Annotated in this window: 19 protein-coding genes; 16 read left to right on the forward strand and 3 right to left on the reverse strand. The window is 39.7% G+C overall.

All coding sequences use genetic code 11. From position 1 onward, the window contains the following. From EUBHAL_RS05210 to EUBHAL_RS05230, 4 genes are all read left to right on the forward strand, one after another. The coding region (locus EUBHAL_RS05210; protein ID WP_005345951.1) for a type IV secretory system conjugative DNA transfer family protein at positions 1 to 742 on the forward strand (742 nt) is incomplete at its 5' end. A 121-nt stretch (positions 743 to 863) separates the two neighbouring features. Then, positions 864 to 1,256 (forward strand): hypothetical protein, encoded by a 393-nt coding sequence (locus tag EUBHAL_RS05215; RefSeq protein WP_005345953.1) that lies wholly within the window; start codon positions 864 to 866, stop codon positions 1,254 to 1,256. Positions 1,257 to 1,600: 344 nt separating this feature from the next. After that, complete coding sequence (locus EUBHAL_RS05225) at positions 1,601 to 1,837, forward strand: hypothetical protein (protein WP_005345958.1); 237 nt, start codon at positions 1,601 to 1,603, stop codon at positions 1,835 to 1,837. 51 nt (positions 1,838 to 1,888) lie between these two features. Further along, complete coding sequence (locus EUBHAL_RS05230) at positions 1,889 to 2,557, forward strand: hypothetical protein (protein ID WP_005345959.1); 669 nt, start codon at positions 1,889 to 1,891, stop codon at positions 2,555 to 2,557. A 146-nt stretch (positions 2,558 to 2,703) separates the two neighbouring features. Here EUBHAL_RS05230 and EUBHAL_RS05235 read toward each other — a convergent pair whose 3' ends face one another. Then, complete coding sequence (locus tag EUBHAL_RS05235) at positions 2,704 to 3,999, reverse strand: tyrosine-type recombinase/integrase (RefSeq protein ID WP_003505396.1); 1,296 nt, start codon at positions 3,997 to 3,999, stop codon at positions 2,704 to 2,706. An 86-nt stretch (positions 4,000 to 4,085) separates the two neighbouring features. Next, positions 4,086 to 4,715, reverse strand: a complete 630-nt coding sequence (locus EUBHAL_RS05240) for a helix-turn-helix domain-containing protein (RefSeq protein ID WP_003505395.1) — start codon at positions 4,713 to 4,715, stop codon at positions 4,086 to 4,088. 174 nt (positions 4,716 to 4,889) lie between these two features. Here EUBHAL_RS05240 and EUBHAL_RS05245 point away from each other — a divergent pair, with 174 nt between their 5' ends. From EUBHAL_RS05245 to EUBHAL_RS05300, 12 genes are all read left to right on the forward strand, one after another. Next, positions 4,890 to 5,120, forward strand: coding sequence for a helix-turn-helix domain-containing protein (locus tag EUBHAL_RS05245; RefSeq protein ID WP_003505382.1), 231 nt, complete (start codon positions 4,890 to 4,892; stop codon positions 5,118 to 5,120). Positions 5,121 to 5,264: 144 nt separating this feature from the next. Next, positions 5,265 to 5,579 carry a hypothetical protein gene (locus EUBHAL_RS05250; protein WP_014080633.1) on the forward strand — a complete coding sequence of 105 codons (315 nt, stop codon included), beginning with the start codon at positions 5,265 to 5,267 and terminating at the stop codon, positions 5,577 to 5,579. Continuing rightward, on the forward strand, positions 5,579 to 5,884 hold the full coding sequence (locus tag EUBHAL_RS05255) for a hypothetical protein (protein ID WP_005345966.1): 306 nt from the start codon (positions 5,579 to 5,581) through the stop codon (positions 5,882 to 5,884). Before EUBHAL_RS05250 ends, EUBHAL_RS05255 begins: the two co-directional genes overlap by 1 nt. Beyond that, positions 5,860 to 7,581, forward strand: coding sequence for a MobA/MobL family protein (locus tag EUBHAL_RS05260; RefSeq protein WP_005345969.1), 1,722 nt, complete (start codon positions 5,860 to 5,862; stop codon positions 7,579 to 7,581). The genes EUBHAL_RS05255 and EUBHAL_RS05260 overlap by 25 nt, the downstream gene beginning before the upstream one ends. Next, positions 7,559 to 8,269: a DUF6040 family protein gene (locus EUBHAL_RS05265; protein WP_003505369.1), complete on the forward strand. Its 711-nt coding sequence runs from the start codon at positions 7,559 to 7,561 to the stop codon at positions 8,267 to 8,269. Before EUBHAL_RS05260 ends, EUBHAL_RS05265 begins: the two co-directional genes overlap by 23 nt. Positions 8,270 to 8,357: 88 nt before the next feature. Next, the gene (locus tag EUBHAL_RS05270) at positions 8,358 to 8,951 is read left to right on the forward strand and encodes a type IV toxin-antitoxin system AbiEi family antitoxin domain-containing protein (protein WP_003505367.1); all 594 of its coding nucleotides are present in this window, start codon (positions 8,358 to 8,360) and stop codon (positions 8,949 to 8,951) included. Continuing rightward, the gene (locus tag EUBHAL_RS05275; RefSeq protein WP_003505363.1) at positions 8,952 to 9,815 is read left to right on the forward strand and encodes a nucleotidyl transferase AbiEii/AbiGii toxin family protein; all 864 of its coding nucleotides are present in this window, start codon (positions 8,952 to 8,954) and stop codon (positions 9,813 to 9,815) included. A 148-nt stretch (positions 9,816 to 9,963) separates the two neighbouring features. Next, positions 9,964 to 10,659 carry a VanR-ABDEGLN family response regulator transcription factor gene (gene vanR / locus EUBHAL_RS05280; protein ID WP_003505360.1) on the forward strand — a complete coding sequence of 232 codons (696 nt, stop codon included), beginning with the start codon at positions 9,964 to 9,966 and terminating at the stop codon, positions 10,657 to 10,659. 16 nt (positions 10,660 to 10,675) lie between these two features. Next, a complete protein-coding gene (locus EUBHAL_RS05285; RefSeq protein ID WP_044922117.1) occupies positions 10,676 to 11,185 on the forward strand; it encodes a VanZ family protein in 510 nt (169 codons plus the stop codon). A gap of 13 nt (positions 11,186 to 11,198) precedes the next feature. Then, a complete protein-coding gene (locus tag EUBHAL_RS05290; RefSeq protein ID WP_003505357.1) occupies positions 11,199 to 12,263 on the forward strand; it encodes a sensor histidine kinase in 1,065 nt (354 codons plus the stop codon). Positions 12,264 to 12,403: 140 nt separating this feature from the next. Continuing rightward, positions 12,404 to 13,291, forward strand: coding sequence for an ABC transporter ATP-binding protein (locus tag EUBHAL_RS05295; RefSeq protein ID WP_005345986.1), 888 nt, complete (start codon positions 12,404 to 12,406; stop codon positions 13,289 to 13,291). A 1-nt stretch (position 13,292) separates the two neighbouring features. Then, positions 13,293 to 14,534 carry an ABC transporter permease subunit gene (locus EUBHAL_RS05300; RefSeq protein ID WP_003505350.1) on the forward strand — a complete coding sequence of 414 codons (1,242 nt, stop codon included), beginning with the start codon at positions 13,293 to 13,295 and terminating at the stop codon, positions 14,532 to 14,534. Positions 14,535 to 14,743: 209 nt separating this feature from the next. Here the strand turns inward: EUBHAL_RS05300 and EUBHAL_RS05305 are convergent, their stop codons facing one another. Then, on the reverse strand, positions 14,744 to 14,983 hold the full coding sequence (locus EUBHAL_RS05305; RefSeq protein ID WP_003505342.1) for a DUF6061 family protein: 240 nt from the start codon (positions 14,981 to 14,983) through the stop codon (positions 14,744 to 14,746). Positions 14,984 to 15,266: the final 283 nt, after the last annotated feature.

Below are 15,266 nucleotides of genomic sequence, written 5' to 3' on the forward strand. Positions count from 1 at the left end.
GATCGACAGCCGTTCCGAAAGCCTGGGACATTCACAAGGCAGTGGTAATCTGCAGATGAGCAAGGCCGGAATGAAATTAATGACTCCGGGACAGATCAGCCGGATGCCGAAAAACGACTGCATCCTGTTCCTAAAGGGAGAACGTCCCATCTACGATAAGAAAAACTGGCCGTTTAATACAGAGGTATTTAAAGAAGCAGAGAAGATAGCCGGACAAAATGGCTATAAAAATCCAGTATATGTTTCCTATGATGAAAGAAAAAAAATATATATCACAACCCGTTTTGAGTCAAGATTGAATTACATTTCAAAAGAAGAGTTTACATTTTTTGAAGAAAAAGCAAAAGAAGATTCCAATATTCAGACGTTCCAGATAGACGAAGAAGCCTTCCTTTACCTTAACTTCAATGAAACTCCACAGCCAAGCCTGAGAGAACTGGAAAAGATGGTAAAAGAAATACAAGTTGCAGAGGTAAACGAAGAGGAAGAAAAAGAGACAGACCAGCAGCCAGATATGCTACAGGATAGAGAACAATGGGACTTATCAGGAGACATTATTGATTGCTTTAGACGATATTCCAGTGAGCTATCACCAGAAGAACAGGAAGAGATTATAAAAGGCATTGAAGAAGGTCTGACTGATCAGGATGTAAAACGATACTTTACACTGGTAGGTGCAGAAAAAATGCGGCAGTATCGGAGAGTGTTGATGGTCGCAAAAATAAGAGATGAGGATAATTAAATATTATTTTTGCATCAGGCATCTATACCTGTTAGGCATAATGCGTGGACTGAATTAAAAAAATATAGTATAATCTGTATTAGAAATGATGTCGTGAAATCGGAATTTGGAGGAACTTGTGATGAAAAAAATGATAATGGCATTATGTATATTTATTTGTGTGTTTACTTTAGTTGCATGTTCTGGACAACAAACAAACGAACCACTTACTTTAGGTGTCAATGCGATAATAACAGAAATTGATAAAGAAAATAGAATCATAACCACAAAAGATAGCGGAGAAGAAGGTGTTTTAGGGAATGATTGTCTTATTGATTGTTCCAAAATTCCTATGATTTATTGTAATTATGATACACAAGATGTTGTGGATATAACTTTTGATGATTTACAGGTTGGGGACGAAATCATTTTGACTATTCGGAGTTCGGAAATAGAAAATCTCCAAAAGGAAGATGACAATAAAGCAAAAATAGCAGTTGAACAATTACAATTAGGTACACAGAGAATTAAATAACTTCCAGTTTTCTTAACTGGATAAATCGGAAGTTGGAAAGGGGTGCACTGCTATGCTGAAAAAGTTGAATTCCTTTTTTAACATCGTTATTGGTTCATTCATAGGAGTTTTCATTGGGTTCGGAATTTATAAGTTCTGGCACTTTAAAACCTATCCAAATTTATATGCCATGCAGTCTGCACCGTGGTACACAGAGTTGCTATTGGGTGGTGCCTTGGTGGCTGTTGTGGTGGTCGTATGTATTATCCTAAAGCTGATTATTTGTAGGAAGTTAAAGCCATAACTTCCCGTTTATTGGGAAGTCACAGAGAACGAAAAATCGGAAGTTACGGAGGTAAAGAGCAATGAAAAAAGCTATTATTACGATGATTGTGGTATTCGCATTAGTTGTTTGGCCGTTCAGTGGTGTGTGGCAACTCTTGTCTGGTATCATTGGCGGTGGAGTCCAAGAATCTTTTATTTATCCGATTTACGGTGGAATTATTCTTCTTTCAGGTCTTTTAGTCGTTTGTACTGAACTCATTCTGGAAGAAATTAAATCGTTAAAAGACGATATAAAAGATAAAAAAGAAGGTTGCTGATAAAATTCCGGTTTATAGAGTTAAAAAATATAAGTTAAGGAGGCATGTATTATGAAAAAAGTAATCTATCTGCTTGTATTATGTATGGTGCTAGGAATGGCTGGATGTGGAACGAATCAAGAAAATAAAGAACCTGTGTCTGGAAATGTGTCCGTAGAAATAGAAAATAAAGAAAATGATGATGTAGTACAAAATGAGCAAACAGCAGATACTGGCTCATATCCTCCATGTGTTATGGTTGATGGTGTTATATATAAAGACACAGGATATGTAGCGTCAATGCCTGGTTGTGGAACAATGGATGGAGAAATTGTGTCAACAGTGGCAGGGACAGAGTTACCATCTGAAAATAATCAATCAAATTTCGGAAGCGGATATCATTATCAAAGGAGTTCTGAAGGTCAGCTCATAGTAGTCATTGATGACGAACGAATCATATTTAGAGATATTGAAAAAGATGATACGTCTATTCCAATAGAGGTTATCAATTTTAATGCAAAAGTAAAAGAAATTACCGATGATGGAGAACTTCTTGTAACGCATGTGAGTACAGCTGAAGGCTTTTGTCAGATGAATGATGGAGAGTATTATGTATCGGCAGAAAATTTAGCGGAAGATGTTCAGGTGGGAGATATCGTTACAATATGGTTTAATGGAATGATTCAAGAAACATACCCTGCTCAATTGGGGGTAGTTTATAGAATCATTAAAACACAATAATTAGTCAAATTCCAGTTTGCCGAAATATATTTCTAACTTTCCCTATTTTACAGGCTTTCCAGCCTGTGCATTAGCGAAACGATATGTATTTTCCCTTATTTTTGCCCTTATGAGATAATCGTAAGGGAAATAAGGGAAAGTTTTATTTAGTCATTGCCTGCCACTTTATCAAGTAACCTTGCAGATTCCCGCTTGGCTTTTCTTGTAGAGTGTGCATAGACATTCATGGTGGTACTGACATCTGAGTGCCCTAACAGTTCCTGCACATCCTTTGGTGCTGCTCCATTTGCCAGAAGGTTGCTTGTGTAGGTGTGTCGCAACTGGTGAAAATGAAATCCTTCAAATCCATCCAGTTTCTGAGCAATCTTCCTGCAAACAATTCCTAACGTGCTTGGCAGTTCCAAACTTCCATCCGGTCTTAAGCAGACAAAGGATATTTCCTTATAATCTTCTGGAACATTCTCTGTTCCGTCCAGATGATAGAACTCATAGTAAACTCTGTTTTTGTCTTTTACTTCTCTGTAGTAGTTTTTATGGTAAAGTTCTCCGTACTGCATTCGGTTTTTAAGTTGTTCCTTTCGGGCATTGCGAAGAATCTCTGCCAGTGTATCTCCAAAATCAACAATCCTTACCTTTTTTCGTTTGGTTGGTCCGATGATATTCTTGTGCCTTGAACCATCATATCGGATACTGCGTCTGATTGTAAGGCACTGTTCTTCAAGATTCACATCCTGCCATGCCAGACCACAGGCTTCACCGATACGAAGTCCTGCATAATAAGCTATCTGGATTGGAAGTATTGCCGGTGGATTGTAATTCTGTAGAAATTCAATCAGTCTTTCATAATCCTCTCGTGGAATTGGCTGTATATCGCCATCCATGTCATCATCGGAAAACAGGTCAACCTCATCCGTCTGGTATTTCAGCTTAATATACTGCATCGGATTGAAAGTGATATATTGCTTTGGTGATACTGCAAATCGGAATGACTGCTGTAATACTGCCGAGAAAGAACGAATGTAATCTTTGCTATAACCTTTTCTTTCTGAACCATCTGGATAAGTGCCACCAAAGGAAAGCAGATCGAAGAAGGCTTGTAAATGCTCAGATGTTACATTTTTCAACTTTCTCTCTGAAATTGGATGCTTCTTGATGTTGGTAATGGCACCGAGGTAATTCTGGACTGTCCCATTACTGAGCGTACCGGTCTTTAATTCTTCCTCTGCCCATATATCAAGTAATTCTCCAATTGTAATATTTTCCGACTTTGCAATGAATTTCTTGCTTTCGTAATCGTCCATTGCCTGACGGAGCAGTTTTTCCGTTTCACTTTTACTTTCTGTTCCAGCGTATTCTTTCTGAACCAGATTGCCGCTTGCATCTTCTACATAGAAGCGGTAGTACCATTTCTTTCCTTTTTTTCTTACAGATCCTTTTGCCATAATCGTGTGTCTCCTTTCGATATCAGACAATCGGAACTGATGAAATGCTTCTTGCGTGTAAGTATATCATAACTCCGGTTGTCGTTCTATACCGAATCGGAATCCTCATACAAAACTTCTGATAAAAGATTTTCAAGCCTTTGTTCTGCCATTTCCGGTTTCTTGGAATAAAGCCTTACGATATCTGCCATGTCGTTAAAGGCATTAACAGTGTGGGTGATCTCCCGGAGAAACATAATCTCATTATATTCATCATTCGATTCAAACCCCATTACTTTTGCAATATCAGCTTCATTCGTGTTGCCCTTGTAATTCTTGCAGGCAAACTGGAATGATTCCAGAAACAGGTTATATTGCTTTAACATCAACAACAGTAAATCTTTGGAAAAAGCATCTTCCTTTTTACTAAGGTCGAGAGGTAACTGTTTGAGAATATCGCCCATTGCATCACGAATCTGTAATTCTTTCTTATCCGTAATATCGGTTTCGTATTCATCGGTTTCCCCTCTGAGCCATTCAATAGATACATGAAGTGCTTCCGAAAGACCTTCCAGCACCATCTTTTTGGTATTGTCAATCGAACCATTCTCATAACGCAGGATTGTGGAAGCTGTAACTCCCATCTTCTCTGCAACATAAGGCTGTGTCAGATTTAATTCCAGACGACGCTGTTTTGCCCTGCTGCCTATCAGCTTGCGTAGTTCTTTATCTTTCATGCTGATTGCCTCCTTTTTCGGTATGTATGAATTATAGCATGTACCTCACATAATTGCAATATGCAATATAATAATTATTTTTAAAATTTCATAACGCTTGACAACACAATATAAAACCGCTATACTAACAGCACAACAAAAATTGCATAATGCAATTTATAAGGAGGTGACAAGATGACGGAAAGAAAGATTGCATTATCCATCGAGGAAGCAGCCGACTATACAGGAATTGGCAGAAACACTTTGAGAAAGCTGGTTGAATGGAAGAAGCTTCCGGTATTAAAGGTCGGAAGAAAAGTCCTTATTAAAACTGACATTCTGGAAAAGTTCATGGAAGCCAACGAGGGGCGTGATCTGAGGGATAAAGGAAATGTAAAAGCTGTCACAAGAAATGTGGCAACTTAAAAAGGCGGCTTCCTAAGAAACCGCCAAAGGTTCTATCAGACCGAAGCCATGATATACCTACACGCAAGAGGATTATACCATGTGCTTCTCCTGATATGCAACCGGGAACTGTTGTTTATCGGAAAAAGAAAGGATGAAGACGATATGGCGAAATCAACAAAGACTTATGAAGAAAGAATACGTGCATTAGAGAAAAAGGAACAGGAAAGCATTGAAGCTACAAAAAAGCTCATTGCACAGCGGAAGGAACTGGAAAAGCGAAAGAAAGCAGAGGAAAGTAAAAAACGAACCCACAGGCTCTGTCAGATTGGTGGCGCAGTGGAATCGGTTCTTGGCTGTCCGATTGAGGAGGAAGATTTACCAAAGTTGATAGGCTTCTTAAAAAGGCAGGAAACAAACGGAAAGTTTTTCTCAAAGGCGATGCAGAAAGAGCCACTTACAGATATGGAGGAAGTGTAATGGCGGAGGGAGTGGTTTTTCCATTCCCTTCATTGCCTTTGAATGAAGGGCGCACTTATGGACAACCAGAGGTCGTCCTTATAAGTTTGCCACAAGTGGCAACCGGTCTGCGCTTACGCTTGCCGGGCTCGTTCCGTCGGCGGGGCTTTCAGCCAGACCTGCTCATGCCGCAGGGGGCACTCTTGCGCAGAGGGCGTTCCGACAGCTTCACTTCTGCCAAACCAGAAGAAGATGCTGTCGGAAATCAATGCCGGATACGGCAGAAAGGGGGAATCGTATCATGGCGATATTTCACTTTACAGTAAAGATTGTCGGGCGCAGTAAAGGAAAATCTGTCATATCCGCATCGGCATATCTTAATGGAGATGTGATGAAGAATGAGGAAACAGGCAGAATCAGTTACTATACTTCCAAAAAGGAAGTCGTCTACACCAGTCTGATGATGTGCGAAAATGCACCTCCTGAATGGCTGCATGTACCGGAAGAAAATATAAAAAGGTTTCAACAGTCTATCCGTTATAAAAGAGCGGATGATAAAGATGCCGCACTGGAAAAGTTTAAAATCACATTTCAGAAACAGCGTCTATGGAATGAGGTATTGAAGATAGAAAAAAATGCAGATGCACAGCTTGGACGCTCATTTGAATTTTCCCTGCCGAAAGAATGGAGCAGACAGGAACAGATTGATTATACAACCGAATATATTCAAAAGACTTTCGTGGATAAGGGAATGTGTGTCGACTGGAGCATACACGATAAGGGCGATGGAAACCCACATGTGCATTTACTTGTAACCATGCGACCATTCAATCTGGATCATTCATGGGGCAGCAAAGAAGTCAAGGACTGGGATTTTGTCAGAGATACTGACGGAAATATCGTGGTTGATGAATCCCACCCGGACTGGTGGCAGGATAAGAAAAATCCTGACCGGCATGGAATCCGCATTCCGGTACTTGATGAAAACGGAGTACAGAAAGTCGGGGCAAGAAACCGAAAACAATGGAAACGGGTTCTGACCGATGCTACCGGCTGGAATAATCCAAAGAATTGTGAGTTATGGCGAAGCGAATGGGCTGGGATGTGTAACCGGCATTTATCCATAGACAATCAGATTGACCACCGCTCTTATGAAAGACAGGGCAAATTAAAAATCCCTACGATTCATGAGGGTGCGGATGCAAGAAAGATTGAGGAAAAATATCTCACCGGACAGATATGGAATGGTTCATGGAAGGTAGAGGAAAACCAGATGATTAAAAAACAAAATGCACTACTGCAAAAGGTAATCACAACCTTTGGTAAGGTATCCGGTGCATTGTCAATATGGAAGGAGTGGTTGAATGACATTAGAAGAAAGCAAAGAAGTAATTCCCATGATGGAAGCAATGATTACACAGATAGAGGAACAGCAGAATATCATGGCAGAGATGCTTCAGGAAATACAGGAAAAGGACGAGAAGCTGATGTGCTTTCAGGAGAAGGAAGAACGATTGCAGCAATTAGAGAGCGAATTATCAGAACTGCTTCAAATCTTGCCGGATACAGAAGAACTGTTGATACTTCTGGAAGAAAAGACAGACCAGATACAGAAGCTTACAGACGAAAATCAGCAATGGCAGGAATTGGCACAGAAATTAAACAGCGAGAACCGGCTATTGCAGAAACAGAACAGCGAATTACTGAACTTGAACAGCAATTAGAGAAAGGAAGGTCGATTGATGAACGAATTAAGAAACTCAAAGAGCGACGATCAACTGGAAGAGTTGCTTCTGCTGACAGAGCAGATGCAGGAAGAACTCGACCAGAAAGACAGGACTATCCGGGAACTGAAAATGCAGCTCGACGAATCGCTGACCTTGAACGAGAGGTTAAACAGCGAGAACAGAGCAGGGAACATTCAAGCCTTAAAGAACGACTTGAGGAAAACAAAAGAATTGTTGCAGAGAGAGAAAGAGAAAACGCACGCTGCCGAAATCATGACAGAGGAATGTCAAGATAAGCTAAGGCAGGCAGAACAGGAACGGGACTATGCACTCTCTCATCAGAAAAAAGTAGAGATACCGGTTGAAAAGCCAGTACTCTATCAAAAGTGTGGGAACTGTAACCTGACAGCTTATCTGAAAGCCAAGGAAAAGTATGATACGCAGAGAGAAAAACTGGCAGGCAGATATAAAACAAAAACAGCCATGTATGAAGCATTGATGTTTCTGCTGATATGGTATTCCGTATCAACTACTCTTTTTCAGATGATACGGTCAAAAATATTTATTTCTGATTGCGTGGTATTCTTTGATACAATCGCCACTTTTATACAGACCATTGCAGGGTGGATTATACTGACAGGAAAGAACATGGCACAGATTAGTAATGGAATATCCAATCCTGTCGTTGCCGGAATTGTATATTGGCTGATAAGAATACTGATCTGCGGTGGATGTTTGGTGGGTGCTGGAATACTTGTAGCATTTATAGAGATAAAGATTGCAGAGTTATATAAGAAGTGCTGTTGGGATATGATTACCATAATGGTAATACTTATAAGCATGGCAACAGCTATCTACTTTGGGAAGTGGATAAAGACAACATTGCCAATCAATCTGCTATTTCTCTTATTATTCGTGCAACTGGTATATGTTGGAATCAGGTGGTATGTAAAGGGATGGCGAGAAACAAGGGGATATCATTAAAACAAAAATACCGATACTTTATTGGTACTATATGTCTTTACTTTCGTGCTAATATATATTATCATATTAGCACGAAAGGAGAAAGCATATGACTCAGTTTGAAAAATTAGATTTGTTGTTGCGTGAATGTGGAGGGACAATTCAGACATTTCAAGTTCTAAATAATGGAATTAGTAAGTCTGTGTTTTATGCATATGTGAAGGAACGAGGATTAGAACAAGCTGCTCATGGTGTGTATGTATCGCCGGATACGTGGACAGATGCAATGTACCTTTTGCATTTACGTTGTGGTCAAGCTGTATTTTCTCATGAAACTGCATTGTTTTTTCATGATTTAACGGACAGAGAGCCTTTGAAATACACCATAACAGTAAGAACTGGATATAATCCAAGTCGTTTGCAGGAAGACGGTTTTCAAGTGTACACAGTAAAAAAGGATTTACATGAAATAGGAATCATAGCTATGCAGACATCATTCGGACATTCCGTTCCCGTTTATGACATGGAGAGAACAATTTGTGATCTGCTTCGTAGCAGAAAAAATGTTGAAATGCAGGTCTTTCAAGACGCATTGAAACAATATGCAAAACGTAAGGATAAAAACTTACGGATGCTTATGAAATACGCAGCTATGTTTCATGTTGAAAACATACTTAGACCATATTTGGAGGTGTTACTTTAGATGATAACAACGGCAAGACAATTAAAGGATTTAATTCGTAATATGTCAAAGAAAAAATCCGCAGATGCACAGATTTTGATGCGGAATTATATGATGGAACGTTTTTTAGAACGAATTTCTTTATCAGAGTATAAAAACCAGTTTATATTAAAAGGTGGAATGCTTGTGGCGGCAATGGTTGGTCTGGATGCCAGAGCTACTATGGATCTGGATGCTACCATAAAAGGCACTAATGTTAGTGTGGAGGATGTAGAAATGATTATATCCCAAATTATATCAATTCCACTGGACGATGGTGTTTCATTTCGGGTCAAACGGATATCGGAAATCATGGAAGAAGCAGATTATCCTGGTGTTCGTGTAAGCATGGAAACGAAATTTGATGGTGTAATCACACCATTAAAGATTGATATTTCTACAGGGGATGTAATTACACCAAGAGAAATCAAGTACAAATTTAATCTTATGCTTGAAGACCGCACTATTGAGGTATGGGCATATAATCTGGAAACGGTATTGGCTGAAAAATTGGAAACTGTTGTTAGTCGAAACGTTACAAATACACGAATGAGAGATTTTTATGATATTTATATTTTACAAAAGTTGTATGGAGAACAACTCCAAAAACAAGTTTTATGGACTGCACTTGTGGCTACAGCCAAAAAAAGGGGAACATTAGACCTGATAGAAGCTGAGGATATAAGAGAAATATTTGATGAAATTGAATCAAGTCCGGTTATGGAGACCTTATGGAAAACATATCAAAAAAATTATTCTTATGCTGCTGATATTTCATGGCATGCAATTGTGAAGTCAATCTGTGCATTATATGGAAGTATATTGGAGAATATGTATGACACATAAAAAACTGATATGTAAATTACGTTAGCATTTTGAGTTGCCTAAATTCGAAAGTTAGGAAAATCTTAATAATTTCTCAGGCAATCCATTGTGAATTTAGATGTTGTATTTGCTATACTTAATTGGAAATATGAGCAAAGGAGTTGAAAATATGTCTGAAAAGATATTGATTATAGATGACGAGCAAGATATAGCGGATCTGTTGGAGGTCTACTTGAAAAACGAAAATTACGTCGTTTATAAATTTTACTGCGCAACGGATGCCATGTCGTGTATTGAAAGCGGCGACATTGATCTTGCCATTCTGGATATTATGCTCCCGGATATGAACGGCTTTTCACTTTGCCAGCTTATCCGAAAGAAATACACTTATCCAATCATAATGCTAACGGCTAAAATTGAGGAAACGGATAAAATAACGGGGCTGACATTGGGAGCGGACGATTATGTGACAAAACCCTTTCGCCCACTTGAAGTAGTTGCCAGAGTGAAAGCGCAGTTAAGACGTTACAAGAAATATTCACCCGGTATCATCACAGAGAAAATTCCATCGGAACTTTCCTATAACAAATTGTGCTTGAATGTGCAGACCCATGAATGTCTGTTAGACGGGGAACCTGTTTCTCTAACCCCGACAGAATTTTCTATTCTCCACGTCCTTTTGTCAAGTGCTGGAAATGTTGTAAGCATTGAGGAACTGTTTCATGCGGTTTGGAAAGATGAATACTACTCTAAAAACAGCAGCACAATTACTGTGCATATCCGGCATCTGCGCGAGAAACTGAACGATACTTCCGATACTCCGCAGTATATTAAAACGATTTGGGGTGTCGGCTACAAAATTTAAGCGAAAGGAGAACGCTATGAAGAGAAAATCAAATTGTTTGGCAACTATTTTATTCTTAATTTATCTGGCACTTCTGGTTTGGATCATACTGTTCAAACTACAGTTTTCAATCAGTGATCTGGATAAAGTAAGGAGTATAAACCTTATTCCTTTTCACTATGACAAAGAAGTTGGCGCAGCATTTCACTTAACAGAGGTACTCGAAAATTTCTTGATTTTTGTTCCTATGGGCATTTATCTTCAAATGCTTCTGCCAAGAACAAAATTATATGTGAAGTTCATGCTGATTGCTGGAACAAGTTTTTTATTGGAAACTATGCAGTATATCTTAGCAGTCGGACGTTCTGATATTACTGATGTACTTACAAATACGGCAGGTGGTCTTTTGGGGCTTGCTGTATATTCGATGGCAGCCCGGTTAATCGGAAATAGAATAAAAGCAAACAGACTGTTTTCCATTCTGGCAGGCATAGTAAGTGTTGTCGTGATTGGTCTGTTTGGCTTTCTTCTGTTTGCTAATCGGTAGGAGGTGTATTCTCATGTCGAATAAAGAAATGACAACAGAAAAGCGCCTTAAAGTGCGCTTATACCTATCATTGCTGGTTTATACCGTTGTTGGATATGGTTTGACCCTTATCTTGGACTACATCTTTTCAAAATTTGACAACGGTATTTTTGCATGGCTCTACTGGCGGCTTGATCTGCTTTTTATTTTGTATCTGATGCTCGGCTTTATATGTATCTTCAATTACTATTGGAAAAAGCCTTGGGGCTATCTGGATGAAGTAATTGACGCAACCCAAACGGTCTATGAGCAGAACAATCATACAGTATCGTTGTCTGAGCCACTGAAAGAACTGGAGGAACAGCTCAATCAGATTAAAATGTCTGTTCTGTTGAGCAAGCAGGCTGCAAAGCAGGCAGAAGAAAAGAAAAATGAAATTATTATGTATCTGGCACATGATATACGCACCCCTCTCACAACAGTAATCGGCTATTTGAGCCTGCTACATGAAGCCCCTGACATGCCTGAACAGCAAAAGGAAAAGTATGTAAAAGTGGCGTTGAATAAGGCAGAGCGCCTTGAAAAGCTCATCAATGAACTTTTTGAAATTACCAAGTACAATGCACATACGGTTATTATCAAAAAAGAAACTGTGGATTTACATTGTCTGATTGCGCAGGTAATAGATGAAATATATCCGACACTCTCCGCAAATGGCAATACAGCGGTATTTACTGCGGAGGATAACTTATCCGTGAACGCTGACCCTGAAAAACTGGCGAGAGTTTTCAGTAATCTTTTACGAAATGCTGCGTCATATAGTTACCCGCAGACAGAAATCACTATATCCGCCAAACGGTTAGAGCATGATATTCAGATCACTTTTGAAAATCATGGAAAAACAATTCCACAGGAACAGCTTAACAGTATATTTGAAAAATTCAATCGCTTGGATGATGCTCGGCTTTCTAATACAGGTGGTGCGGGACTTGGTCTTTCTATTGCGGAAGAAATTATACATTTACATGGTGGAAAGATTACTGCATCCAGTCAAAACGAAACCATAGACTTTGTGATTACATTACCACTTTCCGCTTAGGAAAATAAGAATGTGATCTTAGGAATTACTTAGGAATTTAAGCGTGTGATTTTTGAGATTGAAAAGCCTTTGTTCGGTACAATGATTATCGAACAAGGGCTTTTTATTGTTCAGCTGAAGCAAAAGAAAGGAGTGTAAGCATGGAACTGAAAATAGAGCATTTAAGCAAGCAGTTCAAAGACAAAACAGCAGTAAATGATGTCAATCTGACATTGACTCCCGGCGTTTGGGGACTTTTGGGGGCGAATGGTGCAGGGAAAACCACGCTCATGCGCATGATTGCTGATATTATGACACCAACCAACGGAGCGGTTTACTATGACGGAAAAGACATTCGAGAGTTAGGTGAAGTCTACCGAAGCAAGTTTGGCTTTCTGCCGCAGGATTTTGGGTATCACCGGGATTTTACGGTCAAAGATTATTTGGAGTATATGGCTGCGCTGAAAGATATTCCTACAAGGGCAACCACCCAAAAGATCAATCATTTGTTGGACATTCTTTCGCTCTCCGATGTGAAAAAGAAAAAAATCTCCAATCTGTCAGGCGGCATGAAGCGTCGTGTTGGTATTGCGCAGGCTATGTTGAACGACCCGGAGATACTTGTCATGGACGAACCGACAGCAGGACTTGATCCCGGGGAGCGCGTGCGTCTGCGGAATTTCATTTCCGAGTTTTCGCATGATCGAATCGTGTTGATTTCCACCCATATCGTATCTGACATAGAATATATTTCTACGCGCAACGCAATTATGAAAGCCGGAGAAATTGTTGATGTCGGAACTACCGCAGAACTTGTCAAGCGGATTGAGGGCAAGGTTTGGAATTGCATAATTCCGACCTCAAAGCTGCCGGAATGTGAAATGCGGCTGCGCATTATCAATCAGCGAGGCGAAGATAACAATCAGGTTTCTATTCGTTATCTGTCCGAACATTCGGAAATTGATGGGGCTGTTACAACGGAGCCACGATTGGAAGATCTGTATCTGTGGTTGTTCCCGCAGACAGACTTGGAAAAGGAGGACAGATAATATGCGGCTCTTTAGACTTGAACTAAAACGTATTTTGAAGTCACGGCGCACCCTGATTTTACTTGCAATCGCACTTTTGCTTTCCGTAGCCATGGCATACCTGCCTATTTCATTTGAGGGTATTAACCGTCCAAACGAAGATGGCACGGTTACAGAATTAGATGGCTTGGCAGCTATCAAGTACAAACAAGATTTATATAAAACATCCGCTGGTGAAGTGACCCCGGATAGGATCAAATCGGCTTTGGAAACTTATCAAAGCTGCGTTCGAGAATATGGGCCAGTCGAGGAAGAGGGCTTTCCTCTGGCTGTATTTATTGAAAAAATCGTCCCGTTCCGTCACTTGCTGATGGGTCTGTCCGAAGCGTTTGCTGATCCAGTAACAGGCATTGGTGCTGATTTAATGGATATTGACCCGAATGACATTGACGGAGCCTATTATGAAAAGTGCGCAGAACATTTACAGGATGTCATGCGGAATGAGCAAAGAGAAAACGAAACCGCACAGCAGAAAGCTCTTGAAAAATATTCAGAACTTGATACGCCATTTTATCTTCATTCTGGAATTTCAAAAGATGCATTTGATTATATTGAGTTTTATATTTTGTTCCTTGCTATTTTGTGTGTGGCAATCGCAGCATCTACTTTCGCCGGAGAATATCAAACGGGCGGTGACAGCATCCTGCGAACCACCAAATACGGGCATAAACAATTAGCAATTACCAAAATTCTGGCGGCATTTACACTTTTCGTTGTTACTTTCCTTGTCGGGATCACGATACACATTCTGATTTTAGATGCAGCGTTCGGGACGGATTGCTTAAAAACATCGTTTCAGATGCGATACTCTATCATTAATCTGCCAAACATCAATCTGGGGCAGTTGCAGATAATTCTCGCAGCAGCGGGCTTACTTTCTGTATTAGCAACGGTTAGCTGTACGTTGTTCCTGTCTGCAAAATGTAAAGACACATTGACAGTTTTGCTGATCTCTATTGTAGTTCTTCTCATGCCGCTTTTTGCTTATGTAGCGATGGGAGCAACATGGCTCTCTACCATACTTCCATCTGCCGGAATTGGTATGCAGAACAATTTCCTTTCTCAGCTTGCAGATTTCAATTATCTGAATATCGGTGGAATGAGTTTCTGGACACCGCATGTTATTTTGATTTCGGCAGGAATTGAATTATTTGTGTTTACATTCTTGGCGATTCATTCCTATTGCAGACATCAGGTAGCATAAAAGAAGTTCAAAATAGAACGAATAGGTTATCTGCAGCGCGACGGCAAAAGAAAAAAAGCCGTCGCAGAGCAGACACATTTTCACGCGCCTATGAAACGGCGGCTTTGATTTTCAGAGCCGCCGTTTCTTTGCATTTGCACAAACCTATGATGAATTTTCCGGAAATATTGTGGTTAATAGCGATTTAAACTGTTGTATTTGTTTAAAAATTAAAAAATATCTAATGAGTCTTCCGCATCTACCCACATCTGCAAATTTCCATCAAGATATAATTTGGCATATTCAAGAGGTTCATCAATGGCGAGTGCGTTTAATGCACAGTCTGATCCTGGTGTGGTTTTTAAGTTCTTTTCAGCTTCCCAACAGTCAATGCGGAGCATATAGCCAACAGAGGTGTAAACATCAATACTGTTGCGCTTGGGATTGTATTCTGCAAATATTGTTCTCATCGTATCAAATCTCCTTATCGTTAAATCAATCATTTGTTGCAAAAATCAGAAGCATTTCAATCAGTTCACAATGTCACTTTTATTTTGTGTTATACTGTTTTATATAATTTTCTTGCCCTTGTTTTTGCCCTTATCAGAGTTCGTAAACACTGGTGGGACGATATAACGCAAGGGAAACAATAAGGGAAAGCTCACCTGCGATAAACTTTGTGTTTTCAAGGGATTGAGAGATATTTGATAATAAAATATAACAGTTATTAAATCCCTTGGAATATATGAAATC

It is taken from the genome of Anaerobutyricum hallii DSM 3353, assembly GCF_000173975.1.
GTDB lineage: Bacteria > Bacillota > Clostridia > Lachnospirales > Lachnospiraceae > Anaerobutyricum > Anaerobutyricum hallii.

Bases quoted from the DNA above. Each gene is read 5' to 3' on its own strand.
- EUBHAL_RS05215 (WP_005345953.1), top strand. From the start codon at position 864: ATGAAAAAAATGATAATGGCATTATGTATATTTATTTGTGTGTTTACT.
- EUBHAL_RS05225 (WP_005345958.1), top strand. From the start codon at position 1,601: ATGAAAAAAGCTATTATTACGATGATTGTGGTATTCGCATTAGTTGTT.
- EUBHAL_RS05230 (WP_005345959.1), top strand. From the start codon at position 1,889: ATGAAAAAAGTAATCTATCTGCTTGTATTATGTATGGTGCTAGGAATG.
- EUBHAL_RS05235 (WP_003505396.1), bottom strand. From the start codon at position 3,999: ATGGCAAAAGGATCTGTAAGAAAAAAAGGAAAGAAATGGTACTACCGC.
- EUBHAL_RS05240 (WP_003505395.1), bottom strand. From the start codon at position 4,715: ATGAAAGATAAAGAACTACGCAAGCTGATAGGCAGCAGGGCAAAACAG.
- EUBHAL_RS05245 (WP_003505382.1), top strand. From the start codon at position 4,890: ATGACGGAAAGAAAGATTGCATTATCCATCGAGGAAGCAGCCGACTAT.
- EUBHAL_RS05250 (WP_014080633.1), top strand. From the start codon at position 5,265: ATGGCGAAATCAACAAAGACTTATGAAGAAAGAATACGTGCATTAGAG.
- EUBHAL_RS05255 (WP_005345966.1), top strand. From the start codon at position 5,579: ATGGCGGAGGGAGTGGTTTTTCCATTCCCTTCATTGCCTTTGAATGAA.
- EUBHAL_RS05260 (WP_005345969.1), top strand. From the start codon at position 5,860: ATGGCGATATTTCACTTTACAGTAAAGATTGTCGGGCGCAGTAAAGGA.
- EUBHAL_RS05265 (WP_003505369.1), top strand. From the start codon at position 7,559: ATGACAGAGGAATGTCAAGATAAGCTAAGGCAGGCAGAACAGGAACGG.
- EUBHAL_RS05270 (WP_003505367.1), top strand. From the start codon at position 8,358: ATGACTCAGTTTGAAAAATTAGATTTGTTGTTGCGTGAATGTGGAGGG.
- EUBHAL_RS05275 (WP_003505363.1), top strand. From the start codon at position 8,952: ATGATAACAACGGCAAGACAATTAAAGGATTTAATTCGTAATATGTCA.
- vanR (WP_003505360.1), top strand. From the start codon at position 9,964: ATGTCTGAAAAGATATTGATTATAGATGACGAGCAAGATATAGCGGAT.
- EUBHAL_RS05285 (WP_044922117.1), top strand. From the start codon at position 10,676: ATGAAGAGAAAATCAAATTGTTTGGCAACTATTTTATTCTTAATTTAT.
- EUBHAL_RS05290 (WP_003505357.1), top strand. From the start codon at position 11,199: ATGTCGAATAAAGAAATGACAACAGAAAAGCGCCTTAAAGTGCGCTTA.
- EUBHAL_RS05295 (WP_005345986.1), top strand. From the start codon at position 12,404: ATGGAACTGAAAATAGAGCATTTAAGCAAGCAGTTCAAAGACAAAACA.
- EUBHAL_RS05300 (WP_003505350.1), top strand. From the start codon at position 13,293: ATGCGGCTCTTTAGACTTGAACTAAAACGTATTTTGAAGTCACGGCGC.
- EUBHAL_RS05305 (WP_003505342.1), bottom strand. From the start codon at position 14,983: ATGAGAACAATATTTGCAGAATACAATCCCAAGCGCAACAGTATTGAT.